Genomic DNA, 26,511 nt, shown 5'->3' with positions numbered 1-26,511 from the left:
CGCCCCCGATGAGTTCCACGCCCCGTCGCAACAAGTTTCCGCTGCCGCTCGATGCCGTAGTCGAGCGCAAGCCCGCACCGGCCCGCACTGCCGGCATGCCTGCCGTGGGCACGCCGCGGCCGGCCGCGCCCACGCCCACGCCAGCCAAGCCGGCCAAGCCGCGCCTGCCACGCACCGCCGCACCGGCGCCCGCGCCGGTGCCTGCAAGTGCGGTCGAGCAACGCGCCTCGGCGGCCACCGCAGGCGGCGGCGGCATGGCCTCGGCGCGCGCGCGCGTGGCGCTGGCGGCGCGGCTGCGTGCCGCGGGCATCCGCGACGAGCGCGTGCTGTCGGCCATCGCCACCGTGCCACGCCACCTGTTCGTCGAGCCGGGACTGGCATCGCAGGCGTATGAGGACGCCGCGCTGCCGATCGGCCATCAGCAGACCATTTCCAAGCCGTCGGTGGTGGCGCGCATGATCGAGCTGCTGCGTGAGGGCCTGGCCGCCGACGCGCCGCTGGAGCGCGTGCTCGAGATCGGCACCGGCTGCGGCTATCAGGCCGCGGTGCTGAGCCAGGTGGCGCGCGAAGTCTTCTCGATCGAGCGCATCCGCCCGCTGCACGAGCAGGCCAAGGCGAACCTGCGGCCGCTGCGCGTGCCCAACCTGCGCCTGCACTACGGCGACGGCATGTTGGGGCTGCCCCAGGCGGCGCCGTTTTCGGCCATCATCCTGGCCGCGGCCGGCATGGAGGTGCCCGAGGCGCTGCTTGAGCAACTGGCCATCGGCGGGCGCCTGATCGCCCCGGTGGCGGTGATGCCGCCGGCGGGCGTGCCGGGCCAGACCGTCACGCAGCAGCTGTTGCTGATCGAGCGGCGCAACCGCCATCGCTTTCACAGAACCGCGCTTGAAGCCGTTTTCTTTGTGCCCTTAAAATCGGGCACCATCTGAGTCGAACTATGCACAACATCGTGAAATCGCAATATTTCGCACGCGCCGGACAACTTTTTGCGGCCTCGGCGCTGACGGCCCTGCTGGCCGCCTGCGCCAATTCGCCGATGCCGGCACCCGTGGTTGACCGTACCTCCACTTCCGGTACCACGGCCGCGACGCTGGAACCGGCGCCCCCCGGATACTATCGGGTCAAGCGAGGTGATACCCTTTACCGTATCGCGCTGGAGAACGGCCAGTCGTATCGCGATGTGGCAACGTGGAACAATCTGAGCAATGTGAACCAGATCGAGGTCGGCCAGCTGCTGCGCATCGTGCCGCCGGGTGCCGACGTCAACACTGCGCCTGGCGTGGCCACCATGCCGGTGGCGCCGGGCACGGTGCAGGCGCAGCCGATAGACCAGGCCCGCCCGGCCGCCACGCCGGTGGCCCCGGCTGCGGCCGCTTCGGCGCCCGCGGCAACGCCCGCCGCGCCCGCCGCGGCCGCGGCACCGGTCGCCGATGGCGCGATGAAGCTGGCCTGGCCGGCAACCGGCCAGACGGTCGGGAAATTCGACGACAAGGGCAATAAAGGCATCGATATTGCGGGCAAGAAGGGCGATGCGGTGCTGGCCGCGGACGATGGCCGGGTGATTCACGTTGGCCCCTTGCGCGGCTACGGGAATCTTGTCATCATCAAACACAATGAGACATTTCTTACTGCTTACGGGCACAACGACAAGGTGCTCGTGGCTGAGCAATCCGCGGTCCGAAAGGGCCAGAAGATTGCGGAGATGGGCAACAGCGATACCGACCGGGTAAAGCTTCACTTCGAAGTTCGCAAGAACGGAAAACCGGTTGATCCGATGCGGTACCTGCCGCCACAGTGAGGGTTCATGCCACGCCAGAAAACTGTCTCCTCCGGAACCGTCAGCAGGGCTCGCCGTCCCAAGCAGCCGGAAGTGAAGGCTGGTGTGGCACATCCCGACGCGCGCGCCGATGCCGAAGGCTTCGAGCCTGATCTCGCCGCCGAACTGATTCCCGTGACCGACGAGCCCATCGCCACGTCCGCTTCGGTGGGCCTGCGCGAGGCCGACCTGCTCGCCGACGACAACGAGCGCATCGTGCGCGACGACGAAGAGGACGAGTCGGAAGACGAGGAAGAAGAGAGCGCGGAAAATGGCACCGACGGCGCCGCCCCCGAGCATGATGATTTCCGCACCGTGCTGCATACCGAGCTGGCCGCGGATACCGTCCAGCACTACCTGAACCGCATCAGCATCAAGCCGCTCTTGTCCGCGCCGGAAGAACTGCATTTCTCCACGCTGGCCAAGGACGGCGACTTTGCCGCGCGCCAGGTCATGATCGAGCGCAACCTGCGGCTGGTGGTCAGCATCGCCAAGGGCTACCTCAATCGCGGCGTGCCGCTGCTCGACCTGATCGAGGAAGGCAACCTGGGCCTGATGCACGCGATTGAAAAATTCGATCCGTCGCGCGGTTTCCGCTTCTCGACGTACGCGACCTGGTGGATCCGCCAGAGCATCGAGCGCGCCATCATGAACCAGGCGCGCACGGTCCGCCTGCCGGTTCACGTGATCCGCGAACTCAACCAGGTGCTGCGCGCCAAGCGCCATCTGGAGAAGGGCGGCACCGACGGGCGCGACGCCAGCCTGGAAGACATCGCCCACCTGCTGGGCAAGACGCCGGACGAAGTGCAGGACGTCCTGGCACTCAACGAACATACCACCTCGCTCGATACGCCGTTCGATCTCGATCCCGGCTCGAGCCTCCTGGATTTCCTCTCCGACGAGCACAACGCCGCCCCCGACCAGGAGGTGGCCCACCGCGAGCTGGAAGGGCTGATGAAGCTCTGGCTGGCGCGCCTGTCGGAAAAGCATCGCTATGTGGTGGAGCGCCGCTTCGGCCTCAACCATATCGAGCCCGCCACGCTGGAAGAGCTCGCCGAGGAAATGGGCCTCACGCGCGAGCGCGTGCGCCAGATCCAGCAGGAGGCGCTGGTCAAGCTCAAGCGGCATTTCGCTTCGCAAGGTGTCAGGAAGGACGCCGTTCTATGACCCCTGTGCTGGTATTCGACATCGAGACCATTCCCGATGTTGCCGGCCTGCGCCGTTTGCATGACCATCCCGATGCGATGAGCGACGCCGAAGTCGCCGAGCATGCGTTTGCCGCCCGCCGCGAAAAGACCGGCAGCGATTTTCTCCCGCACTACCTGCAACGCATCGCCGCGATTTCCTGCGTGCTGCGCCGCACGCACCGCGATGGCTCGGCGGTGTTCCACGTCGGCTCGCTGGGTACGCCGGAAGACGGCGAGGCCACGCTGATCCAGAAGTTCTATGAACTGATCGCGCGCTACAGTCCGCAACTGGTTTCATGGAACGGCGGCGGCTTCGACCTGCCGGTGCTGCACTACCGCGGCCTGGTCAACGGTGTCACCGCGCCGCGCTACTGGGAAATGGGCGAGGGCCGCGACGACGACAGCCGCGACTTCAAGTGGAACAACTACATCAGCCGCTACCACATGCGGCACCTGGACCTGATGGACCTGCTGGCCATGTACCAGCCCCGCGCCAGCGCGCCGCTGGATGACCTAGCCAAGCTGTGCGGCTTCCCAGGCAAGATGGGGATGGACGGCAGCAAGGTCTGGCAGGCGTTCCAGGCCGGCCAGCTCGACGAGATCCGCGCCTACTGCGAGACCGACGTCGTCAACACCTACCTGATGTACTGCCGCTTCCAGCTGATGCGCGGCGGCATGTCGCCGCGCGAGTTCGACGTCGAGATGGAATTCGTCCAGGAATCATTGGCCGAGCTGCCCGGCGAGCAGTGGATGGAATACCTGCAGGCATTCCGGCTGCAGCGTCTCACGCCCGAAGCCGAAGACCTCGAAGACTGAGGACGCCGCAGACGCGCCGACACGGATTCACAGATCCAGCGACAGCAGGATCGGCTGGTGGTCCGAGTCGGCCGTATCGGCATCGACCTCGCAGCGCCGGATACGCCCGGCGAGATTCTCCGTCACGAACATGAAATCGCAGGCGAACGGCGCCTCCGGCCATTGCTCCTTGTCGTACAGGGCGCAGGTCGGCGCGTGCGGCTGGCCTGGGTGCATGTGAAGCCAGGCATCGCGCCAGGGCGGCGTGGCATCGTCAAAGGGCTCGAGCACGCGGCGGTAGGCGATATCGTCGGGTTTGCTGTTGAAGTCGCCGCACAGGACGGCCTCGGCCGGGCGCGGCTCGGGCGTGAACGGGCCCGGCCATTTCTCGCTGCGGCCGGGGCGGCGCGCATGGTCGCAGGCTTCGGCGTGCCAGGTGCGCAAGGCTTCGGCCTGCGCGGCGCGCTGGTGTGATGAGTAATACTCCAGGTGCGTGCAGATCACGCGCAGCGGCCGGGTGCCCCCGACTTCGACGGTGGCTTCCAGCGCCACGCGCGGCATCGAGGCGACCTGCGGGTCCGCCGGCCAGGGCAAGGCATGGCGGAAGACTTCGCGCACCGGCAGGCGCGTGGCGATCAGGTTGCCGAACTGCTTGCGCCCTCCGGTGGCGGTGCGGCGGTCGACACCTGGCGCGTAGAGCAGGTGGTAGCCGGGCAGCAAGGCGGTCAACTCCGCCACCTGGTCTTCACCCGGGCTGCCGCGCAGTTCGCCGAACCCGCGCGTGACCTCCTGCAGGCAGATGACGTCGGCGTCGGCAATGCCGCGCAAGGTGTTGACCTGGCGCCCCAGGTCGACATGACCGTCGGCGCCTCGGCCCCACTGGATATTCCAGGAAATCAGTTCCATTTGCTGTCTCCGTTGTATCGTCAGGCTGCTGCCACCGGTGCGGGCCCGGTCTGGCATACAATCCCGCTTTCGCAAAACAATACGTCAGGTTTCGTCTGGTGTCCCAAGCCGTGTCCTCCCCACAAGAAACGCCGGCAGCCCCGGCCGCTGTTGCCGATCAAGGTGCTGCTCCCGCCGCAAAAGAGTCCCGTGTCCGCGCCGACGCTGGTGCCCCCGCGGCCGATCCCGTGGTGTCGATCGACAGCCTCGACATGGAGGCCCGCGGCGTTGGCCGCCTGGTGAACGAGGACGGCACGCCCGGCAAGGTGATCTTCGTCGAGGGCGCGCTGCCCGGCGAGACCGTCAGCTACCGCAGCTTTCGCCGCAAGCCCAGCTACGAGCAGGCCCATCTGGTCGAGGTCCGGCAGGAATCGGTGATGCGCGTGAAGCCCGGCTGCCAGCATTTCGGGGTCTGCGGCGGGTGCTCGATGCAGCATCTGGATTCCCGCGCCCAGCTGGCGATCAAGCAGCGCGTGCTGGAAGACAACCTGTGGCACCTGTCCAAGGTGAAGCCCGACGTGGTGTTCCGCCCGATCGCCGGCCCGGACTGGGGCTATCGCTACCGCGCGCGCCTGACCGTGCGCTACGTGGCCAAGAAGGGCGGGGTGCTGGTCGGCTTCCATGAGCGCAAGAGCAGCTATGTGGCCGACATGACCCGTTGCGAGATCCTGCCGCCGCATGTGTCGGCCATGCTGGTGCCGCTGCGCGAGCTGGTTGGCGGCCTGTCGATCCGCGACCGCATGCCGCAGATCGAGCTGGCCGTGGGGCAGGAAGTCACCGCGCTGGTGCTGCGCATCCTGGAGCCGTTGACCGATGCCGACAAGGACCTGCTGCGCGCCTTCGCCGACCAGCACCAGGTGCAGTTCTGGCTCCAGCCCAAGGGCCCGGATACGGTCTATCCGTTCTACCCGGCCGATGCCGAGCTGGCCTATACGCTGCCGGAATTCGGCATCCGCATGCCGTTCAAGCCGACCGACTTCACCCAGGTGAACCACCAGATCAACCGCGTGCTGATCGGCCGCGCGCTGCGTTTGCTGGACGCGCAGCCGCAGGACCGCCTGCTCGACCTGTTCTGCGGCATCGGCAACTTCACGCTGCCGCTGGCCACGCAGGGCAAGTCGGTGATGGGCATCGAAGGCAGCGAGGTGCTGACTACGCGTGCGCTGGCCAACGCCGAATACAACGGGCTGGCGGCCAGGACCGAGTTTGCATGCCGCAACCTGTTTGAAGTCACGGCCGAGGACATTGCCGCGCTGGGCCGCTTCGACCGCTGGCTGGTCGATCCGCCGCGCGAAGGCGCGCTGGCCGTGTGCAAGGCGCTGGGCGAACTGGCGCAGCAGGGCAGCGATGTGCTGCCGCAGCGCATCGTCTATGTCTCGTGCAGTCCCGCCACACTGGCGCGCGACGCCGGCCTGCTGGTGCACGAGGCGGGCTACCGGCTCGCTGGCGCGGGCGTGGTCAACATGTTCCCGCATACCTCGCACGTGGAGTCGATCGCGGTGTTCGATCGCGGCTGATCGCGGCGGGCGCACCAAAGAAAAACCGGCCATCAGGCCGGTTTTTTCATGCTGCAGGGGAGGTTGCCGTCAGTCGCGGCTGCCGCCGAAGATGCCCAGCAGCGCCAGCAGGTTGACGAAGACGTTGTACACGTCCAGGTAGATCGCCAGCGTGGCGGTGATGTAGTTGGTTTCGCCGCCGTTCACCACGCGCTGCACATCGAACAGGATGTACGCCGAGAAGATGCCGATGGCGATCACCGACACCGTGATCATCAGCGAGGGCAGTTGCAGCCAGATATTGGCGACGCTGGCCAGGATCAGCAGGACCACGCCGACGAACAGGAATTTGCCCAGGCCGGAGAAATCACGCTTGCTGACCGTGGCGATGGTGGCCATCGTGCCGAACACCGCCGCCGTGCCGCCAAAGGCATACATGATCAGCGCCGGCCCGTTCGAGAACTGCAGCGTCGCGCCGATCAGGCGCGACAGCATCAGGCCCATGAAGAAGGTGAAGGCCAGCAGCAGAACCACGCCCATGCTGCTGTTCTTGGTCTTCTCGATGCCGTAGAAGAACCCGAACGCGATGCCCAGGAACAGGATCAGCGACAGGCCGGGGCTGCCCGCCATGAAGCTGAAGCCGGTGGCCACGCCGATCCACGCGCCGAGCACGGTGGGGATCATCGAGAGGGCCAGCAGCCAGTAAGTGTTGCGCAAGACCCGGTTGCGAACGACGACGTCAGTGACGGTCGACGCACTGTTGCCGAAACCGTAGGTGTTCAGCTTGTTATCCATGGTGACTCCTGTCTCAAAACGGTGAGGCGCCGGGGCTGCGAGGCTTCGGATGCGAAGATTCGTATGGAACCCGGACGGAACCATCGTCAATGTGGCACCTGGGAGATCGAATTGCAAGGGCGGGGTAACCCAGGAGTCACCTCGCACATGCTTTGCGCCCGTTCGGTGCCGCTCACATTGGATGTTAGCCGGGGCGGCGTGTTCCTGGCATGACAAGGTTGTAATGTGCCCTTTGATCTACTTGGTGCCGGGTTGTGCGGCAAGGGTGGCTCGACACACGCCAGAGCAGGGAAGACCCTCGAAAGGGTCATAGTCTTCGTGCTAGAATCCCACGTTTAATCCATTTGTAACCCCTTCATTTTTCGGAGTTTTTCATGGCGATCGAACGCACCCTGTCGATTATCAAGCCGGATGCCGTGGCCAAGAACGTGATTGGCCAGATCTACGCCCGTTTCGAGGCCGCCGGCCTGAAGATCGTTGCTGCCAAGATGGTGCACCTGTCGCGCGGCGAAGCCGAGCAGTTCTACGCTGTCCACAAGGAGCGTCCGTTCTTCAAGGACCTGGTGGACTTCATGATTTCCGGCCCGGTCATTATCCAGGCCCTGGAAGGCGAGAACGCCATCGCCAAGCACCGCGACCTGATGGGCGCCACCGACCCGAAGAAGGCCGAGAAGGGCACCATCCGTGCCGATTTCGCCGACAGCATCGACGCCAACGCCGTGCACGGCTCGGACGCTGTTGAAACGGCTGCCGTGGAAGTGGCATTCTTCTTCCCGGGCATGAACGTCTACAGCCGCTGATTGTCCGGCGCTGCTGCCAGGACTAGACTGACACCGAAGCTGAGTTTGCCGTCATGAACGCTCTCGTCAACCTGCTCGACCTCGACGCGGACGCGCTCACCGCTTATTGCGGCGAGCTCGGCGAGAAGCCGTTCCGTGCGCGGCAACTGCAACGCTGGATCCACCACTACGGTGCCAGCCGCTTCGACGCCATGTCGGATCTCGCCAAGTCGCTGCGCGAAAAGCTCGCGACGCGGGCCGAGATCCGCGCGCCTGCCGCCATCACCGACAACCTGTCGGCCGACGGCACGCGCAAGTGGCTGCTCGACGTCGGCCAGGGCAACGCGGTTGAAACGGTCTACATCCCCGAGGAAACGCGTGGCACGCTGTGCGTTTCCTCGCAGGCAGGATGCGCCGTCAACTGCCGGTTCTGTTCCACCGGCAAGCAAGGTTTTTCGCGCAACCTCAGCACCGGTGAAATCATCGGCCAGCTGTGGATGGCAGAGTTCGCCATGCGCGAACAACTGGGCCGCGGCCCCAAGGATGACCGCGTCATCTCCAACGTGGTGATGATGGGCATGGGCGAGCCACTGCTGAACTACGACGCCGTCGTGCCGGCCATGCGCCTGATGCTCGACGACAACGCATACGGCCTGTCGCGCCGCCGCGTGACGCTGTCCACCTCCGGCGTGGTGCCGATGATGGACCGGCTGTCCAAGGATCTCCCGGTGGCTCTCGCCGTGTCGCTGCACGCGTCCAACGACGCCCTGCGCGACGTGCTGGTGCCGCTGAACAAGAAGTACCCGCTGGCCGAACTGATGGCGGCATGCCGCCGCTATCTGGAATTCGCGCCGCGCGATTTCATTACTTTCGAATACTGCATGCTGGATGGCGTCAACGACGGCGTCGAGCATGCGCGGGAACTGCTGAAGCTTGTGGCCGACGTGCCGTGCAAGTTCAACCTGATCCCGTTCAATCCGTTCCCCGAATCGGGCCTGAAGCGTTCCAACAACGATCAGATCCGGCGCTTTGCGCAGGTGCTGATGGATGCAGGCATCGTGACCACCATCCGCAAGACCCGCGGCGACGATATCGACGCCGCCTGCGGCCAGTTGGCCGGGGAAGTCAAGGACCGCACCCGCCTGGCCGAGCGCGGCAAGTTCGGCAAGATCACGCCACTGGTGCCGGTCACTGCTTCCGGCCAGCCTCGGGAGGTTCGCCCTGCATGATCCGTCTGATCGCTGCGGCCCTGCTGGGGCTGCTGATGTTGTCCGGCTGCCAGTTGCCGCATGCGCCGGCGCAGGATCCCCAGACCGCTTCCGACCAGACCGATGCAAGGCGCCGCGCCGGCATCCGGCTGCAGCTGGCCACCAACTATCTGGAGGCCGGCCAGAACACGGTCGCCCTTGACGAGATCAAGCAGGCCATTGCCATCGATCCGGCGCTCGCCGACGCCTACCATGTGCGCGCGCTGATCTACATGAATATGAATGAGCGGACGCTGGCTGATGACAGCTTCCGCACGGCAGTGTCGATGCGTGCCAACGACGGCGACCTGCTCAACAACTACGGCTGGTTCCTGTGCCAGGAAGGGCGCTACGGCGAGGCCGTGCCGATGCTGCAGCGCGCGATGTCGGCGCCGTCCGCAGGCGGCCCCGCCAAGCCGCTGATCAGCCTGGGTGCGTGCGAGCTGCGCCAGGGCCACAGCGCCGAAGCGGAAAAGAACCTGAAGGCCGCGCTCGGCTACGACCGCAACAACCCGGTGGCCAACACCAACCTCGCGCTGGTTTTCTACCGGCGCGGCGACTTCGCGCAGGCCCGGCAGTATGTCCAGCGCGTCAACAGCAGCCAATTCGTCAATGCGCAATCCCTCTGGCTGGGAGCGCGCATTGCCCACCGTCAGGGCGACAGCCGCACGCAGGATGCGCTTGGGGCGCAACTGCGCAGCCGCTTCCCCGACTCGCGTGAGTTGACCGCCTACGAACAAGGAGCATGGGATGAGTGAGCACGACCGCGCCGCAGGCCAGGCCGTACCGACGCAACAAGTCGGCGGGGGCGCGCACGAAGGAGAACGCGAAGCCGCCGCACGCGAGATCGGCGCAGCGCTGGCGCGCGAGCGCGAGGCGCAGCGGATGTCGGTGGAAGACGTCAGCGCACGGCTGAAGGTGGCTGCAGGCAAGCTACGCGCGATCGAGGCCGGCAACCTGCAGGCACTGCCCGACGTGACCTTCGCCAAGGGCGTGATGCGTGCCTATGCCCGCATGCTGCATGTCGACATCGACCCGCTGCTGGCACGCTTCCAGCCGCGCCCGGTGGCGCAGGTGGCGGAAATTGCCCGGCAGCGCGAGGGTGGCATCAATGCGGCCTTCGACGACCGCAACCGCTTCCGCTCGGGCGGCAGCGGCGGCCGCTGGGTCTGGCTGGCGCTGGTGGCCGTGTTGGTGGCCGCGGGCGGCTGGTTCGGGCTTGACCATATCCGCGCATGGATCGAAGCGCGCAGCAGCGCTGCCGAGACCGTAACGGCTGAAGCGCCTGCCGTGATCCAGAGCACGGAAGCCGGCACCGTGACGGCGGCGCTGCCGCCGGTCATGGCCGCCAGCGACTCGCCGGCGCCGTCTGCCGAAACCGCTCCGGCCAGTGCCGCGGCAGCCCCCGCGGCTGCGGTGTTGCCCGCAGCCGCCGCCGCTTCCGCGCCTGCCGCTGCCACGGCACCGGCTGCGCCAGCAGGCGAGGGCGAACTGCAGATCCGCTTTGCCGCCGATACCTGGTATGAGATCCGGGACAATAGCGGCAAGATCGTCATGGGCGGTACCGCCAAGGCTGGCCAGACCATGGCCGGTGGCGGCACGGCCCCGTACAAGGTGGTGATCGGCAACGTCAAGGGCGTCGAGTCGCTGACGCGCAATGGCACGCCGGTCGACCTGAAGGCAGCCAACCGCAACAACGTGGCGCGCCTGACGCTGCCCTGACGCGGGCGCAAGGTGCGGCAAGATGCGTCTTTGCAAGGTGGTAACGCTATGAACCAACAGCTCTGTCTCCCGGTCCTGCCCGGTCCGCTGCCGCGCCGCCAGACGCGCCAGGCGCGCGTCGCGTGGGGCGACAATGTCGTGACCATTGGCGGCGGTGCGCCGGTGCGCGTGCAGTCGATGACCAATACGGATACGGTCGATGCCATCGGCACCGCGATCCAGGTCAAGGAACTGGCGCGCGCGGGTTCGGAAATCGTGCGCATCACGGTGAACACGCCCGAGGCGGCCGCCGCGGTGCCGTCGATCCGCGAGCAGCTCGACCGCATGGGCGTGGATGTGCCGCTGGTGGGCGACTTCCACTACAACGGCCACAAGCTGCTGCAGGACTATCCGGCCTGTGCCGAGGCGCTGTCCAAGTACCGGATCAACCCCGGCAATGTCGGCCAGGGCGCCAAGCGCGACACGCAGTTCGCGCAGATGATCGAGATGGCGTGCCGCTACAGCAAGCCGGTGCGCATCGGTGTGAACTGGGGCAGCCTGGACCAGGACCTGCTGGCACGGATCATGGACGAAAACGCCGGGCGCGCCGAGCCGTGGCCGGCGCAGAGCGTGATGATCGAGGCGTTGATCACCTCGGCCATCGATTCGGCGAAGAAGGCCGAGGAAATCGGCCTGCCGGGCGACCAGATCATCCTGTCGTGCAAGGTGTCGCAGGTGCAGGAACTGGTCGCGGTCTACCGCGAGCTGGCACGCCGCTGCGACTACGCGCTGCACCTCGGGCTGACCGAGGCCGGCATGGGCAGCAAGGGCATCGTGGCCTCGACCGCGGCGCTGTCGGTGCTGCTGCAGGAAGGCATCGGCGACACCATCCGCATCTCGCTGACGCCGGAACCCGGCGCGCCGCGCGAAAAGGAAGTGTACGTGGGGCAGGAAATCCTGCAGACCATGGGCCTGCGCAACTTCACCCCGATGGTGATTGCGTGCCCGGGCTGCGGGCGCACCACCAGCACGGTGTTCCAGGAGCTGGCGGCCAGCATCCAGACCTACCTGCGCGAGCAGATGCCGCACTGGAAGACCGCCTACCCGGGCGTCGAGGAAATGGATGTGGCCGTGATGGGCTGTATCGTCAACGGCCCGGGCGAGAGCAAGCACGCCAACATCGGCATCTCGTTGCCGGGCTCGGGTGAATCGCCGGCGGCGCCGGTGTTCGTCGACGGCGTCAAGGTGAAGACGCTGCGCGGCGAGCGCATTGCAGAAGAGTTCCAGGCGATCGTAGATGAATACGTTCGCACGCATTACGGCCCGGGCGCTGCGCGGGCCGACAAAGAAGTGGCAGCCTGAGCCGGACCGGCCGGGTGCCAGCAGACTGACTAGAACAGAATGACGCAATCCGAGAATGTGGCCGCCGAAGGCGGTGCCAAGACCGAACCGAAGGTGCGCCCCGCCAAGGCCCTGCAGGGCGTGAAGGGCATGAACGACATGCTGCCGGCGGACGCGCCGCTGTGGGAGCATTTCGAGAATGCCGCACGCGCCATGCTGCGCGCCTACGGCTACCAGCAGATCCGCACGCCGATCGTCGAGCATACGCAGCTGTTCGTGCGCGGCATCGGCGAGGTCACCGACATCGTCGAGAAGGAGATGTACTCCTTCACCGATTCGCTCAACGGCGAGCAGCTCACGCTGCGCCCGGAAGGCACCGCCGCGGCCGTGCGCGCCACCATCGAGCACAACCTGCTGTACGACGGCCCCAAGCGCCTGTGGTACACCGGCCCGATGTTCCGCCACGAGCGCCCGCAGCGCGGCCGCTACCGCCAGTTCCACCAGCTCGGCGCCGAGGCGCTGGGCTTTGCCGGCCCGGACGTGGATGCGGAAATCATCCTGATGTGCCAGCGCCTGTGGGACGACCTGGGCCTGGTAGGCGTGCGCCTGGAGCTCAATTCGCTGGGGCAGGCCCATGAACGCGCCGCGCACCGCGAACAGCTGATCAAGTACCTGGAAGGCTTCCAGGACATCCTGGACGACGACAGCAAGCGCCGCCTGTACACCAACCCGCTGCGCGTGCTGGACACCAAGAACCCAGCGCTGCAGGAGATGGCGGCCAACGCGCCCAAGCTGATCGACTTCCTGGGCGAAGAGTCGCTGGCGCACTTCGAGGGCGTGCAGCGCCTGCTCAAGGCCAACAACATCCCGTTCAAGATCAACCCGCGCCTGGTGCGTGGCCTGGACTACTACAACCTGACGGTGTTTGAGTGGATCACCGACAAGCTGGGCGCACAAGGCACCATCGCCGGCGGCGGGCGCTATGACCCGCTGATCGCGCAGATGGGTGGGAAGTCCGCGCCCGCGTGCGGCTGGGCCATGGGCATCGAACGCATCATCGAGCTGATCCGCGAAGAAGGCGTGGTGCCCGATGCGGCGGGCTGCGACGTCTACCTGGTGCACCAGGGCGAAGCCGCCGCGCAGCAGGCGATGATCGCCGCGGAACGGCTGCGCGACGCGGGCCTGGACGTGGTGCTGCACGCCAGCCCCGACGGCAAGGGCGGCAGCTTCAAATCGCAGATGAAGCGCGCCGACACAAGCGGCGCGGCCTATGCCGTTATCATTGGCGAGGACGAAGTGGCCGCCGGAGTGGTCCAAGTCAAGGAACTTCGCCAGCGCGAGCAGGCCGAAGGCGGTGGGCAACAGGCCACCGTGCCGGCCGAAGGCCTGGTCGATTACCTGATCGACGCAATGGTCGGCGCCAGCGAATAAATCGCACGCTGGCCAGCCGGAACACCCCAGTACACGAGTACCCAACCCAACGCAGGTGATTGCCTCGACATGGCTTACGATCTAGAAGAACAGGAACAGCTTGAGAATCTGAAGGCCTGGTGGCGCCAGTACGGCAATGCGCTGACCTGGGTGCTGATCGTCGCGCTGCTGGCGTTTGCCGGCTGGAACGGCTGGAAGTACTGGGAACGCAGGCAGGCCGGCGAGGCCGCGGTGCTGTATGAGCAGGTGCTCAAGGCCGCCGATGCGCGCGACATCGAGCGCATCAAGCGCGCCGCGACCGACCTGGAAGACAAGTACGGCCGCACCGCCTATGGCCAGATGAGCGCGCTGGTAGCAAGCCGCGTGCTGTACGATGCGGGCGACCTGGCCGCGGCCAAGAGTCAGTTGCAGTGGGCCATCGACCACGGCGACGAAGCCTACTCGCACCTGGCGCGCGTGCGCCTGGCCGGCGTGCTGCTCGACGAGAAGGCCTACGACAAGGGTCTGGCGCTGCTCAAGGATGAACCGCCGGCAGCGTTCGTGGCGCTGTATGCCGACCGCCGCGGCGACCTGCTGGCCGCGCAGGACAAGCGCGACGATGCGCGCACGGCCTATCGCAAGGCGCTGGACAAGCTGGGCCAGGACGAGCCGGCGATGCGCCAGATTATCCAGTTCAAGCTCGATGCGCTGGGCACGGCCTGATCCGGCCGCTCCCGAACGCGTGCAAACACCGCATATCCAGCGGATCGTATAAACAGGACCGTAACCCTATGACGTCAGTGCTTTCCCGTGCCGTACATCGCCAGCCCGCCCGCGCAATGACCCGTGCGCTGGTGGCGGTTGCCTGCCTGGCCACACTGGGCGGCTGCTCGCTGTTCAGCAAGGAAAACAAGCACCCGCCCGCCGAGCTCAAGCCGGTCTCGGGCACGCTGTCGGTGCGCCAGGCCTGGAAGGCCGACGTGGGCAAGAGCGGCCCCTATTCGATGCAGCCGGCCGCGGCGGGCAACAACGTCTACGTGTCTTCCAACAACGGCAACGTGATGGCGCTGGAAGGCGCCAGCGGGCGCGTGCTGTGGAAGGCCAAGGCCGACCTAGACCTGACCTCGGGCCCGGGCAGCGATGGCTCGGTGACGGCGGTCGCCGGCGAGAAGGGCGCCATCTATGCCTTTGACGCCAGCGGCAAGCAGATCTGGAAGAAGCAGGTCAACGGCGAGGTGCTGTCGGCGCCGCTGGTCGGCAACGGCCTAGTGGTGGTGCGCACCACCGACACGCGCGTATTCGGCCTGGACGCCGAGACCGGCGAGCGCCGCTGGATCTACCAGCGCTCGCAGACGCCGCTGAACCTGCGTGCGTCGATGGGGATGGTGTTTGCCGGCGACGGCATCGTGATGGGTTTCCCTGGCGGCAAGCTGGGCGTGCTGACGCCGGGCAACGGCGTGTTGCGCTGGGAGAGCGCGGTCTCGTACCCGAAGGGCGTGTCGGAGATCGAGCGCCTGAACGACGTCACCGGCCTGCCGATGGTGAGCGGGCGCCAGGTCTGCGCCACTACCTTCCAGGGCCGGGTGGCCTGCCTGGAGCTGGCCAGCGGCCAGCCGCAGTGGGGCAAGGACTTCTCGTCGCCGAGCGGCCCGGCGCAGGATGACAATGCGATTTACGCCAGCGACGAGCAGTCGGTCGTGCATGCGTTCGACCGCCAGAACGGCAACGAGCGCTGGAAGAACAACGACCTGCGCAACCGTCGCCTGGGCGCGCCGCTGGCCCTGGGCCGCTCGGTGGTAATGGGTGACTTTGAAGGTTATGTACACTTCCTGTCGCGCGAAGACGGCCAGGTCATCGCACGCATGAAGACCGATGGGAGTGCCATCACTGCCGCGCCCGTGATGGCGGGGCAGACCATGGTAATCCAGACCCGCGACGGCGACGTCTACGGTTTCCAGCCTGGCTGACAGGTATCCAATGCGCGCGACCGTACACCTGTCGGTACGGCCAGCGCCGAATCCGGTAGCATGATCCTTAGCGCGGCAATTGCAGCGGGTCCGTTGACCCGGCGCCGCGCCCGACAGGACAAGCGGCAGACCGCGCCCAGGTGGCGCGGCGTGCCGTCGGATCCATTGACTCCGGAGCTACCGGGGGGCGGCGTGCCGGCCCCCGTTTCCGTTTATTGCATGAAACCAGTTATCGCACTTGTCGGCCGCCCCAATGTGGGCAAGTCGACGCTATTCAACCGCATGACCCGATCGCGCGACGCCCTTGTCGCCGACCTGCCGGGCCTGACGCGCGACCGCCATTACGGGGAAGGGCGCATCGGCGAACGTCCGTTCATTGCCATCGATACCGGCGGCTTTGAGCCGGTGGTCAAGGAAGGCATCGTCGCCGAGATGGCCAAGCAGACCAAGCAGGCCGTGGTCGAGGCCGACGTGGTGATCTTCATCGTCGACGGCCGCCTGGGCCTGGCGCCGCAGGACCGCGCCATTGCCGACTACCTGCGCAAGACCGGCCGGCGCATCATGCTGGCGGTCAACAAGGCCGAGGGCATGAAGTACACCTCGGTGGCGGCCGATTTCTATGAGCTGGGCATGGGTGATCCTTACGCGATCTCCGCTGCCCACGGCGATGGCGTGAGCGAACTGGTCGACGAGGCCATCGAGCTCGCGGTCCAGGAGCGCCCCGAGCTGGCCGAAGAGATTTCGGACGAAGGCAAGGGCGTCAAGATTGCCATCGTCGGGCGCCCCAATGTGGGGAAATCCACGCTGGTCAACACGCTGATCGGTGAAGAGCGCGTGATCGCGTTCGACATGCCCGGCACCACCCGGGATGCCATCTACGTGGAGTTCGAGCGCGGCGGCAAGCCCTACACGCTGATCGACACGGCGGGCTTGCGCCGGCGCGGCAAGGTGTTCGAGGCGATCGAGAAGTTCTCGGTGGTCAAGACGCTGCAGTCGATCGCCGATGCCAACGTGGTGATCCTGCTGCTCGATGCGCAACAGGATATTTCCGAGCAGGACGCGCACATCGCCGGCTTTATCGTGGAGTCGGGCCGCGCGCTGGTGGTGGGCGTCAATAAATGGGATGGGCTCGACGGCCATACCCGCGACCGCATCAAGCACGACCTGGAACGCAAGCTGCAATTCCTGAGCTTCGCGAATTTCCATTTTGTCTCGGCGCGCGAGCGTACCGGCATTGGCGCGCTGATGCGTTCGGTCGATGACGCGTTCGCCGCGGCGATGGTCAAGCTGCCGACGCCGCAGCTCACGCGTGTGCTGCAGGAAGCGGTGGAATTCCAGCAGCCCAAGCGGGTCGGCGCATCGCGGCCCAAGCTGCGCTACGCGCACCAGGGCGGCTCGAATCCGCCCATTATCGTGATCCACGGCAATGCACTGTCGGGCGTTGCGGAAACCTACCGGCGCTACCTGGAGAATCGTTTCCGTACGGCATTCAAGCTCAAGGGCACCCCTCTTCGCATCGAATTTCGTACGAACAAAAATCCGTATGCGGACTCGAAGGATTGAGTCCGGAATCGGATCCCTGGCGGGGCAAGTTTTCGTTTGCGTTCGTTTGGAACTGCGGCTAAATTTGCGGTAGCAGGGGGTTCCCTGTGCATTGACGCCGACTTGGTACCGTTTTTGATCTTTTTTCTGGCGCGTTTTTGCGCCGACTGACTTGAACCGGGGACTTCCATCCCCATCATTCATTACTAAACCTATAAATTTGGAGTGTGCCATGAGCAACAAAGGGCAACTGCTACAAGACCCGTTCCTGAACGCGCTGCGCAAAGAGCACGTGCCGGTTTCCATCTACCTCGTCAATGGCATCAAGCTGCAAGGCAATATCGAATCGTTCGACCAGTATGTCGTCCTGCTGCGCAACACCGTGACGCAGATGGTCTACAAGCATGCGATTTCCACTGTCGTTCCTGCGCGCGCGGTCAATTTCCGCGTGGATGACGCCGCCGAGGCCTGATCTCCTTGCGGGCATCGTGCGGGCGCCCCGCGGCGCCGCACCGATGCCCGGCGCCGGTGCGCCATCGCGCCCGGTGCCGCGCGGCCCGGCCGTTGCCTACGCAGCCGCCGCTGCCGCCACGTTCCGCATCATGCGGCGGCCTGTCCCGGCAGGGGCCAGGACAGAGTCCGACATCCGCCCGCCTTCCCCCTGAACCCGTTTTTCCCTGCGCTTTCGCGCCCTCCCTTGGACCCCAGAGCCACTTCCAATACCGCCCCCTCGCGCGCCATTCTCGTCGGCGTCGACTTCGGCAAGCATGATTTCCAGGAAAGCCTCAGTGAACTGGCGCTGCTGACCTCTACCGCCGGCTCGCTGCCGGTGCATACGCTGACGGGCCGCCGCTCGCGGCCGGATCCGGCGCTGTTCATCGGCTCGGGCAAGGCCGAGGAGCTGAAAGAGGCCGCCGACGCGCTGGATGCCGACGTGGTCGTGTTCAACCACGCCCTGAGCCCGGCGCAGCAGCGCAACCTGGAACGCTTCCTGAACCGCCACGTGATCGACCGCACCGGCCTGATCCTGGACATCTTCGGGCAGCGCGCGCAGAGCCACGTCGGCAAGGTGCAGGTGGAGCTGGCGCAGGTCCAGTACCGCGCGTCGCGGCTGGTCCGGGCGTGGAGCCACCTGGAGCGGCAGAAGGGCGGCATCGGCATGCGCGGCGGCCCTGGCGAGCGCCAGCTCGAGCTGGACCGGCGCATGCTGGACGAGCGCGCCAAGCGGCTCAAGTCGGATCTGTCGCGGCTGCAGCGCCAGCACAGCACGCAGCGGCGCGCCCGCGCGCGCAATGACACGCTCAGCATTTCGCTGGTGGGCTATACCAACGCGGGCAAGTCGACGCTGTTCAACGCGCTGACCAAGGCTGGCGCCTATGCGGCCGACCAGCTGTTCGCCACGCTCGACACCACCTCGCGCCGGCTGTTCCTGGATGGCCTGGGCAACGTGGTGCTGTCCGACACGGTCGGCTTTATCCGCGACCTGCCCACGCAACTGGTGGCGGCGTTCCGCGCCACGCTCGACGAGACCGTGCATGCCGACCTGCTGCTGCATGTGGTGGATGCATCGAGCCCGGTGCGCCATGAGCAGATCGAGCAGGTCAACCGCGTGCTGGCGGAAATCAACGCGCTGGACATCCCGCAGATCGTGGTGATGAACAAGATCGATGCCGCGCCCGAGCTGTTGGAGCAGGGCCCGCGCCTGGAGCGCGACGAGGACGGTATCCCCACCCGCGTGTTCCTGAGCGCGCGCGAGGGGCTCGGCCTGGATGCGCTGCGCGAGGCCGTGGTCGAGGTGGCGCAATGGCTGGCCAGCCGCCCGCCCGAGCCGCAACCCTATGATCCGCGCCTGGCCGACGTGCCGCATTACGACAGTGCCGATGATGGCGGCGTGGCTGACGGCAGCGACGACCCCGATGCGGGGGATTCGGGCAGGCTTTAACCCGTCAATTCGCGGTCAATTCGCCGCCAGTTCGCCGGAGCTTATGCCCAACTCCGGTGCGATTGCCGCCGGGATTGCGCGAATTGGCCAAAAGTGGCGCGGATGACTGCTAGAATCCCCCTGTTACAAACTTCCCCGGACCCGTGCACTTCATGCCCCAGTTTCCCCGGAATGCTGATTCGAGCCTGACACCAGGCGGCCGCTTCGCGCTGCGCGCGGGCTGGCAGCGCCTGCGCGCCATCTTCTCGCTGAACGATCCGCGCTGGGGTCGCAACGGTCAGGACGACGACGACAAGAAGGACGGTCGCGACGACAACCGCCAGCAGAACCAGCGTCCGCAGCAGGACGGCGGCCCGCCCGACCTGGACGAGCTGTGGCGCGACTTCAACCGCCGCCTGAACGGCCTGCTCGGCCGCAAGGACAACGGCGGCGGCAACCAGGGCTTTGGCGGCCCGCGCACGCCGGGCAAAGGCTCGGGCGTGGGTGCTGGCGTGATCGTGGCAGCGGTGGTCGGCATCTGGCTGGCCAGCGGCTTCTTCATGGTGCAGGAAGGCCAGACTGCGGTGATCCTGCAGTTCGGCAAGTTCAAGTACGCCACAGGCCCCGGCATCAACTGGCGCATGCCCTGGCCGGTCCAGTCGGCCGAGGTCGTCAACCTGTCGGCCGTGCGTTCGGTCGAGGTGGGGCGCTCCACGTCGATCAAGGACAGCAACCTGAAAGACTCGTCAATGCTGACGCAGGACGAGAACATCATCGACGTGCGCTTTACGGTGCAATACGTGATCCAGGACGCCAGCGAATTCCTGTTCTTCAACAAGACCGACCGCGGAGGCGATGAAGAGCTGGTGACGCAGGCCGCCGAGACCTCGGTGCGAGAGATCGTCGGCCGCAACAAGATGGACGCGGTGCTGTACGAGAGCCGCGAACAGATCGCGCAGCAACTGGCCAAGTCGATCCAGGCCATCCTGACCGCGTACAAGACCGGCATCCGTGTGCTGTCCGTGAACGTGCAGAGCGTGCAGCCGCCCGAGCAGGTGCAGGCCGCGTTCGACGACGTCAACAAGGCCAGCCAGGACCGCGAGCGCGCGATCAGCGAAGGCCAGGCCTATGCCAATGACATCCTCCCGCGCGCCAAGGGTACCGCGGCGCGCCTGAAGGAAGAGTCCGAAGCCTACCGCTCCCGCGTGGTGGCGCAGGCCGAGGGCGATGCCTCGCGCTTCCGTTCGGTGCAGACCGAGTACGCCAAGTCGCCGCAGGTGACGCGTGACCGCATCTATCTGGAAACCATGCAGCAGATCTACAGCAATTCGACCAAGGTGCTGGTGGACGCGCGCCAGGGCAACAATCTCCTCTACCTGCCGCTGGACAAGCTGATGGCGCAGGCCGATGGCCGCGCCGCGCCGCAACCGGGCCAGCCGGGTGCCGCGAGCACGCCGGCACCCGCGCCGGATGCATCGACGGATATCCGTTCGCGCGAATCGCTGCGCAACCGCGACCGCGACTCGCGCTGAGGAGACCGTCATGAACCGACTGATTTCCTTCGCGATTGGCTTTTTCATCCTGCTGGCCGTGGTCTCGTCCATGCTGTTCGTGGTCGACCAGCGCCAGTACGCCGTGGTGTTCGCCTTCGGCGAGATCAAGCAGGTAGTGCGTGAGCCCGGCCTGCACTTCAAGCTGCCGCCGCCGTTCCAGAACGTGGTGTTCATGGACCGCCGCCTGCAGACCATCGACGGGGCCGCCAGCGAGCGTTTCCTGACCGCCGAGAAGAAGAGCATGGTGGTGGACTGGTTCGTCAAATGGCGCATCACCGATCCGCGCAAGTTCTTTGTCGCCTTCGGCGGCAACGTGCGCGGTGCGCAGGACCGCATGACCCAGCGCATCGACTCGGTGGCGCGCGAGGAGTTCGGCAAGCGCACCGTGGCCGACGTGGTTGCCGGCGAGCGCGAGCAGGTGATGCAGGCCATCCGCAACGGCATGAGCGAATACGCCAAGTCGGTGGGTGTGGAGATCCTGGACGTGCGCCTCAAGCGCGTTGACCTGCTGCCCGCGATCAGCGAATCGGTGTACCGGCGCATGGAGGCCGAGCGCAAGCGCGTGGCCAACGAGCTGCGCTCCACCGGTGCTGCCGAGGGCGAGAAGATCCGCGCCGATGCCGACCGTCAGCGCGAAGTGGTGCTGGCCGAGGCCTATCGCGACGCCCAGGTGATCAAGGGCCAGGGCGATGCCAAGGCCTCGCAGATCTATGCCGACGCGTTTGGCCGCGATCCGCAGTTCGCGCAGTTCTGGCGCAGCATGGAGGCTTACCGCAACACCTTCCGCGACAAGCGCGACGTGCTGGTGCTTGAGCCCACCTCCGAGTTCTTCCGCTACATGCGTTCCAGCGGCGGTGCCGCCGCGGCCGCCTCGGGCGGATCCGGGGGCAAGCGCTAGCACCGTCGCTTGTCCGTGTGGCGAATTGACGAAACCCCGGCTTGCCGGGGTTTTGTCCGGCTGGAGCCATCCTCGCTGAGTGATGGCGCGGGCGCGCGGCGCCTGCAATGAAGTTCCTGGTCAGGCACGGGCGCCTTGGGGGCATTGCCTCGAGGCAAACCGAATGACAGAGACGAGATTGACTGAGAAGAGATTCACTATGTCCAACCATTGGCTGCTGCCAGAAAACATTGCCGACGTGCTGCCGTCGGAAGCGCGCAAGATCGAAGAACTGCGCCGCCGCATGCTGGACCTGTTCCGCACCTACGGCTATGAGATGGTGATGCCACCGATGCTGGAATACCTGGAGTCGCTGCTGACCGGCACCGGCCATGACCTGGACCTGCGCACGCTCAAGCTGGTGGACCAGTTGTCGGGCCGCACCATGGGCCTGCGTGCCGATATCACGCCGCAGGTCGCGCGCATCGACGCGCACCTGCTGAACCGCCCGGGCGTGACCCGCCTGTGCTACGCGGGCAACGTGCTGCATGCGCGCCCGGCGGGTTTCCACGCCACGCGCGAGCCGATCCAGATCGGCGCCGAGATCTATGGCCATGCCGGCCTGGAAGCCGACGTCGAGATCCAGGACCTGATGCTGGCCGCGCTGCAGGCGGCGGGGCTGTCGGATGTCCGCATCGACCTGTGCCATGCCGGCATCCTGGAAGCGCTGCTGGCGGGCCTGCCGTCGATCCGCAAGATCGAGGACGCGCTCTTTGCCGCGCTGGAAACCAAGGATGTGCCGGCCCTGCGCGAACTGACCGCAGGCATGCCGCAGACCGAGCGCGATGCGCTGCTGGCGCTGCCTACGCTGTACGGCGGCGTGGACGTGATCGAGCGCGCCCGCGCGACGCTGCCGGCCAGCCCGGCCATCGGCCGCGCGCTGGATGAACTGGCGGCACTGGCGGTGCAGGTGCGCGGTGCCAGCGTGAATATCGACCTGTCGGATTTGCGCGGTTACCACTATCACAGCGGTGTGATGTTCGCGGCCTATGTTGCCGGCCTGCCCAATTACGTGGCGCGTGGCGGCCGTTATGACAAGGTGGGCGAGGCCTTCGGCCGTGCGCGCCCGGCCACGGGTTTCTCGCTGGACCTGCGTGAAGTGGCGGCGCTGTCGCCCGTGGAAGTGCGCGCCCAGGCGATTTTTGCGCCCTGGGATGCGGATCCGGCACTCCGGGCCGCGATTTCCACGCTGCGTGCGGCCGGCGAGATCGTGATCCAGTCGCTGCCCGGCCATACCCACGAGCTCGATGAGTTCAACTGCGACCGGCAGTTGGTGCGCCAGGACGCCGGCTGGGCCGTGGTGCCGCGCTGACGCTTGGGCGCCGGGCGTGCCCAAAAATCGAGAATCGCCCGGCAACAAGAGTAGAATACGTTTTTAACCTATTGACCAAAGCAATATGTCCGCATCCGCAGTAGGCCAGGGACGCAATGTCGTCGTGATCGGCACCCAATGGGGTGACGAAGGCAAAGGAAAAATCGTCGATTGGCTTACCGACCAGGCAAAGGGCGTGGTGCGGTTCCAGGGTGGCCACAACGCTGGCCACACGCTGATCATCGGTGGCAAGAAGACCATTCTCCGTCTGATCCCGTCCGGGATCATGCGTGACGGCACGGTCTGCTACATCGGCAACGGTGTGGTGCTGTCGCCCGAAGCTTTGTTCCGTGAAATCGAAGAACTCGAAGGCGCCGGCCTGCAGGTGCAGAACCGCCTGCGCATTTCCGAGGCCGCCACGCTGATCCTGCCGTACCACGTTGCCATCGACAAGGCGCGCGAAGCCCGCCGTGGCGCCGCCAAGATCGGCACCACCGGCCGCGGCATCGGCCCGGCCTATGAAGACAAGGTGGCCCGCCGCGCGCTGCGCGTGCAGGACCTGTTCGATCCGCAGCAGTTCGCCGAACGCCTGCGCGAGAACCTGGACTACCACAACTTCATGCTGACCCAGTACCTGGGCGCCGAAGCCGTGGACTTCCAGCAGACCCTGGACGAAGCGCTGGCCTACGCGCCGCGCCTGGCGCCGATGGTGGCCGACGTGTCGGCCGAGCTGTACGCGGTCAATGCCGCCGGCGGCAACCTGATGTTCGAAGGCGCGCAAGGCACGCTGCTGGACGTGGACCACGGCACCTATCCGTTCGTGACCTCGAGCAACTGCGTGGCCGGTGCGGCCGCAGCGGGCGCCGGTGTCGGTCCGGGCCGCCTGAACTACATCCTGGGTATCACCAAGGCCTACTGCACGCGCGTGGGCGCGGGCCCGTTCCCGAGCGAGCTGTACGACAACGACAACCCGTCGCGCCAGGACCCGGTCGGCGTGCGCCTGGCCAACGTCGGCAAGGAATTCGGTTCGGTCACCGGCCGTCCGCGCCGCACCGGCTGGCTTGATGCCGCCGCGCTCAAGCGCTCGGTGCAGATCAACGGCGTGTCCGGCCTGTGCATGACCAAGCTGGACGTGCTCGATGGCCTGGAAACCATCAAACTGTGCGTGGGCTACGAGCTCGATGGCAAGACCGTCGACATCCTGCCGCGCGGCTCTGACGCCGTGGCGCGTTGCGTGCCGGTCTACGAGGAATTCCCCGGCTGGAACGAGTCGACCTTCGGCGTGAAGACGTGGGACGCGCTGCCCGAGCAGGCCCGCATCTACCTAAAGCGCGTGGAAGAAGTGGTCGGCATTCCGATCGACATGATCTCGACCGGCCCGGATCGCGACGAGACCATCCTGCTGCGTCATCCGTACAAGGCCTGACCCGGCAGTAGCACGCCACAAGGCAGCGGCGCCACGAGCGCTGCGGCCCGCCAGAAATAAATCGGCCCGCGCAAGCGGGCCGAGCCATATAGGTCAACCGACCCGACGATACAAAGCGTAAAAAGATGAACCTGCCAACGAACGATGACGAGAACCTGTGGGTCTCCTGGGATGAATACCATCGCCTGATCGCACGCCTGTCGCTGAACGTGCATGAGTCGGGCTGGAAGTTCGACAAGATCCTGTGCCTGGCGCGCGGCGGGCTGCGCGTCGGCGACCAGATGTCGCGCATCTTCGACGTGCCGCTGGCCATCCTGGCCACCAGCAGCTACCGCGAGGCCGCGGGCACGCAGCAGGGCAACCTGGACATCGCGCAGTACATCACCATGACCCGCGGCGAGCTGACGGGCAGGGTGCTGCTGGTCGACGACCTGGTGGATTCGGGCATCACGCTGGAGCGCGTGGGCCGCCACCTGAAGGAGCGCTATCCGGCCGTGACCGAGGTACGTTCGGCCGTGCTGTGGTACAAGGCGTGCTCGAAGGTCGAGCCGGACTACCATGTGACCTTCCTGCCGTCGAACCCCTGGATCCACCAGCCGTTCGAAGAGTACGACACGCTGCGCCCGCACAACCTGGCCGCCTGGCTCAAGCGCGGCAAGCGTGCCAGCCAGGACGACGGCGCGCAGGCCTGATGTGCTTGCGCCGGGGCCTGCCGCTACCGGTGGGCCCCGGCGGCCGGCTTAATAGCCGACCGTGAAACGCTGGCGCGAATGCGCCGGCTTTTCGATCTCATCGAGCATCGCGATGGCATAGTCTTCCATCGAGATCCAGCTCTTGCCTGCTGCGTCGCTCAGCAGGGTTTCCTCGCCAACACGGAACTTGCCAATGCGCTCGCCCGGCTCGAACAGTGCCGAGGGCGACAGGAAGGTCCATTTGATCTGCTGTTCGCCACGGAGCGCGTTGAGAAAGTCGCGGCCTGCGAGGGCCTCGGGCTTGTAGGCGTCGGGGAAATTCGGGGTGTCGACCAACTGCACCCCCGGCGCGACACAGAGGCTGCCGGCACCACCCACCACCAGCAGGCGCGGCACGCCGGCCTGGCGCACGGCCGAGGTCACCTGCTGCGCGTTCAGTTGCGCGAAGCGCGCGCTGCTGATGACCACGTCGTTGCCGGCCAGCGCCGCGGCCAGTGCGGCGCTGTCGGTTGCGTCGACGTCCCTGGTGGTCACGCCGTCGCGAGCGGGCAGTTTGCTGGCGTGGCGCGCAATGGCGGTCACCTGGTGGCCGCGGCGCAGGGCTTCGTCGGTGAGGCGCGTGCCAACGCGGCCGGTGGCGCCGATGATTGCGATCTTCATGGTCACTCCTTCTTTCGGTCAGGTTTGATATGAAACCATCGTGGTTACACATCGGGGCAAAAAAAATCAGCGCTTGCGGCGCTGGTTGCTGCCTTCGACATCGGCGAGCATGCTGGCGATGGTGATGCCGGCAAGGGTATCGTCCATGGCCGCCTGCGCACGGTCTGCGACCTTGCGCAGCGCACCGGTGATCTCGCGCCCGACCGGGCAGGCCGGATTGGGCGCGCTCTGGTGGAGCGTGATCAGCGCGGTGGTTTCCACTACGCGGAACACGTCGAGCAGCGTGATCGACGCGGCCGGTCGCGCCAGCGTGGCGCCGCCGGTGCTGCCCATGGTGGTCGCCACCAGCCCGGCTTCAGCCAGTTGGCCGACCAGCCGCCGGATCAGCGCCGGGTTGGTGCCCACGCTGCCGGCGATCAGCGACGACGGCACCGGCTCGGCCGAACTGGCGAGCAGGGTCAGGATGTGGACTGCCACGGCGAACCGGCTGCTTGTGCTCAACGCTTGTGCTCAGGATGTCAGGTGCAATGTGAAACCATGATAGTTACACATTGTCGGGCATGTCAAGCACGGGCAGGGTACAAAGTGGCAGGAGTACGGGGAGGGAAGGAGGTGATACGCCGATGTGGCAGCCAATGGCCGGTGGAATGCCGGAATCGCCACTGAAGCTGTTACACTCCTCGACATTGCCGTACCGTTGTGGTTCGGCTGCCGCGCGGGGTACGGTGCGCGGTTTCACGGACGGGAAAAAACCCGTACGCTCGCAGTTATGACATCGCGGCATGGCCGCCAAGCAAGGAGTGCAAGTTGCCGGATCTGATGCGCGAAACAGGCGTCAAAAACAAAAAACCCGCAGGGCTTGAAAGCGCTGCGGGTTTTCCGGTGATCTGGTGCCCAGGAGAGGACTCGAACCTCCACAGTGTTGCCACCGCTAGGACCTGAACCTAGTGCGTCTACCAATTCCGCCACCTGGGCAAGTGTCGAAACAA

25 protein-coding genes and 1 tRNA gene are annotated in these 26,511 nt (G+C 66.2%); 21 read left to right on the top strand and 5 right to left on the bottom strand.

Annotated elements, in window-relative coordinates; translation table 11 throughout:
* Positions 1–8: 8 nt before the first annotated feature.
* From KB879_RS23780 to KB879_RS23765, 4 genes are read left to right on the top strand one after another with little or no spacing between them, the layout of a single operon-like run.
* Positions 9–929: a protein-L-isoaspartate(D-aspartate) O-methyltransferase gene (locus tag KB879_RS23780; protein ID WP_211979880.1), complete on the top strand. Its 921-nt coding sequence runs from the start codon at positions 9–11 to the stop codon at positions 927–929.
* An 8-nt stretch (positions 930–937) separates the two neighbouring features.
* On the top strand, positions 938–1,798 hold the full coding sequence (locus tag KB879_RS23775) for a peptidoglycan DD-metalloendopeptidase family protein (protein ID WP_013957229.1): 861 nt from the start codon (positions 938–940) through the stop codon (positions 1,796–1,798).
* Positions 1,799–1,804: 6 nt separating this feature from the next.
* Entirely contained in the window at positions 1,805–2,983 is a 1,179-nt protein-coding gene (gene rpoS, locus KB879_RS23770) for an RNA polymerase sigma factor RpoS (protein WP_013957228.1), read from the top strand.
* On the top strand, positions 2,980–3,819 hold the full coding sequence (locus KB879_RS23765; protein ID WP_013957227.1) for a 3'-5' exonuclease: 840 nt from the start codon (positions 2,980–2,982) through the stop codon (positions 3,817–3,819). Before rpoS ends, KB879_RS23765 begins: the two co-directional genes overlap by 4 nt.
* A 27-nt stretch (positions 3,820–3,846) precedes the next feature.
* On the opposite strand, the gene KB879_RS23760 is transcribed toward KB879_RS23765, so the two are convergent.
* Entirely contained in the window at positions 3,847–4,704 is an 858-nt protein-coding gene (locus tag KB879_RS23760) for an endonuclease/exonuclease/phosphatase family protein (RefSeq protein ID WP_211979879.1), read from the bottom strand.
* Between the two features lie 227 nt (positions 4,705–4,931).
* On the opposite strand from KB879_RS23760, the gene rlmD reads away from it, so the two are divergent.
* Entirely contained in the window at positions 4,932–6,260 is a 1,329-nt protein-coding gene (gene rlmD, locus KB879_RS23755) for a 23S rRNA (uracil(1939)-C(5))-methyltransferase RlmD (RefSeq protein ID WP_371827423.1), read from the top strand.
* Between the two features lie 69 nt (positions 6,261–6,329).
* Here rlmD and KB879_RS23750 read toward each other — a convergent pair whose 3' ends face one another.
* Positions 6,330–7,034 (bottom strand): Bax inhibitor-1/YccA family protein, encoded by a 705-nt coding sequence (locus KB879_RS23750; protein ID WP_013957224.1) that lies wholly within the window; start codon positions 7,032–7,034, stop codon positions 6,330–6,332.
* A gap of 374 nt (positions 7,035–7,408) precedes the next feature.
* Here KB879_RS23750 and ndk point away from each other — a divergent pair, with 374 nt between their 5' ends.
* From ndk to KB879_RS23670, 16 genes are all read left to right on the top strand, one after another.
* Positions 7,409–7,834, top strand: coding sequence for a nucleoside-diphosphate kinase (ndk, locus tag KB879_RS23745; protein ID WP_211979877.1), 426 nt, complete (start codon positions 7,409–7,411; stop codon positions 7,832–7,834).
* Positions 7,835–7,887: 53 nt separating this feature from the next.
* Positions 7,888–9,042: a 23S rRNA (adenine(2503)-C(2))-methyltransferase RlmN gene (gene rlmN / locus KB879_RS23740; RefSeq protein ID WP_013957222.1), complete on the top strand. Its 1,155-nt coding sequence runs from the start codon at positions 7,888–7,890 to the stop codon at positions 9,040–9,042.
* Positions 9,039–9,818, top strand: a complete 780-nt coding sequence (pilW, locus tag KB879_RS23735) for a type IV pilus biogenesis/stability protein PilW (protein WP_013957221.1) — start codon at positions 9,039–9,041, stop codon at positions 9,816–9,818. The genes rlmN and pilW overlap by 4 nt, the downstream gene beginning before the upstream one ends.
* Entirely contained in the window at positions 9,811–10,782 is a 972-nt protein-coding gene (locus KB879_RS23730) for a RodZ domain-containing protein (RefSeq protein WP_211979876.1), read from the top strand. Before pilW ends, KB879_RS23730 begins: the two co-directional genes overlap by 8 nt.
* 48 nt (positions 10,783–10,830) lie before the next feature.
* The gene (ispG, locus tag KB879_RS23725) at positions 10,831–12,123 is read left to right on the top strand and encodes a flavodoxin-dependent (E)-4-hydroxy-3-methylbut-2-enyl-diphosphate synthase (RefSeq protein WP_013957219.1); all 1,293 of its coding nucleotides are present in this window, start codon (positions 10,831–10,833) and stop codon (positions 12,121–12,123) included.
* Positions 12,124–12,162: 39 nt separating this feature from the next.
* Positions 12,163–13,533: a histidine--tRNA ligase gene (gene hisS / locus KB879_RS23720; RefSeq protein WP_013957218.1), complete on the top strand. Its 1,371-nt coding sequence runs from the start codon at positions 12,163–12,165 to the stop codon at positions 13,531–13,533.
* Between the two features lie 69 nt (positions 13,534–13,602).
* Positions 13,603–14,235, top strand: a complete 633-nt coding sequence (locus tag KB879_RS23715) for a tetratricopeptide repeat protein (RefSeq protein WP_114132549.1) — start codon at positions 13,603–13,605, stop codon at positions 14,233–14,235.
* A 68-nt stretch (positions 14,236–14,303) separates the two neighbouring features.
* Positions 14,304–15,479, top strand: a complete 1,176-nt coding sequence (gene bamB / locus KB879_RS23710) for an outer membrane protein assembly factor BamB (RefSeq protein ID WP_013957216.1) — start codon at positions 14,304–14,306, stop codon at positions 15,477–15,479.
* 219 nt (positions 15,480–15,698) lie between these two features.
* Entirely contained in the window at positions 15,699–17,042 is a 1,344-nt protein-coding gene (gene der, locus KB879_RS23705; RefSeq protein ID WP_035816329.1) for a ribosome biogenesis GTPase Der, read from the top strand.
* Positions 17,043–17,253: 211 nt separating this feature from the next.
* Entirely contained in the window at positions 17,254–17,493 is a 240-nt protein-coding gene (hfq, locus tag KB879_RS23700) for an RNA chaperone Hfq (protein WP_010809431.1), read from the top strand.
* A gap of 225 nt (positions 17,494–17,718) precedes the next feature.
* Entirely contained in the window at positions 17,719–18,963 is a 1,245-nt protein-coding gene (gene hflX, locus KB879_RS23695) for a GTPase HflX (protein ID WP_211979875.1), read from the top strand.
* A 152-nt stretch (positions 18,964–19,115) separates the two neighbouring features.
* Positions 19,116–20,474: an FtsH protease activity modulator HflK gene (hflK, locus tag KB879_RS23690; RefSeq protein WP_013957213.1), complete on the top strand. Its 1,359-nt coding sequence runs from the start codon at positions 19,116–19,118 to the stop codon at positions 20,472–20,474.
* 10 nt (positions 20,475–20,484) lie between these two features.
* Positions 20,485–21,393, top strand: a complete 909-nt coding sequence (gene hflC, locus KB879_RS23685) for a protease modulator HflC (RefSeq protein WP_211979874.1) — start codon at positions 20,485–20,487, stop codon at positions 21,391–21,393.
* A gap of 199 nt (positions 21,394–21,592) precedes the next feature.
* On the top strand, positions 21,593–22,744 hold the full coding sequence (locus KB879_RS23680; protein ID WP_013957211.1) for an ATP phosphoribosyltransferase regulatory subunit: 1,152 nt from the start codon (positions 21,593–21,595) through the stop codon (positions 22,742–22,744).
* Positions 22,745–22,829: 85 nt separating this feature from the next.
* Positions 22,830–24,170, top strand: coding sequence for an adenylosuccinate synthase (locus tag KB879_RS23675; protein WP_013957210.1), 1,341 nt, complete (start codon positions 22,830–22,832; stop codon positions 24,168–24,170).
* 125 nt (positions 24,171–24,295) lie between these two features.
* Entirely contained in the window at positions 24,296–24,862 is a 567-nt protein-coding gene (locus tag KB879_RS23670; protein ID WP_010809437.1) for a phosphoribosyltransferase, read from the top strand.
* A gap of 48 nt (positions 24,863–24,910) precedes the next feature.
* On the opposite strand, the gene KB879_RS23665 is transcribed toward KB879_RS23670, so the two are convergent.
* The 3 genes from KB879_RS23665 to KB879_RS23655 all read right to left on the bottom strand — a co-directional run bounded on the left by KB879_RS23665 (position 24,911) and on the right by KB879_RS23655 (position 26,497).
* Positions 24,911–25,522, bottom strand: a complete 612-nt coding sequence (locus tag KB879_RS23665) for an NAD(P)-dependent oxidoreductase (protein WP_211979873.1) — start codon at positions 25,520–25,522, stop codon at positions 24,911–24,913.
* 66 nt (positions 25,523–25,588) lie between these two features.
* A complete protein-coding gene (locus tag KB879_RS23660; protein WP_013957208.1) occupies positions 25,589–26,023 on the bottom strand; it encodes an Rrf2 family transcriptional regulator in 435 nt (144 codons plus the stop codon).
* 387 nt (positions 26,024–26,410) lie between these two features.
* Positions 26,411–26,497, bottom strand: a tRNA-Leu gene (locus tag KB879_RS23655).
* Positions 26,498–26,511 lie beyond the last annotated feature (14 nt).

Origin of the sequence: Cupriavidus sp. KK10, assembly GCF_018223725.1 — a bacterium.
In the GTDB taxonomy this organism is placed as follows: Bacteria; Pseudomonadota; Gammaproteobacteria; order Burkholderiales; family Burkholderiaceae; genus Cupriavidus; species Cupriavidus necator.
This window is presented reverse-complemented; position numbering and strand designations above follow the sequence as displayed.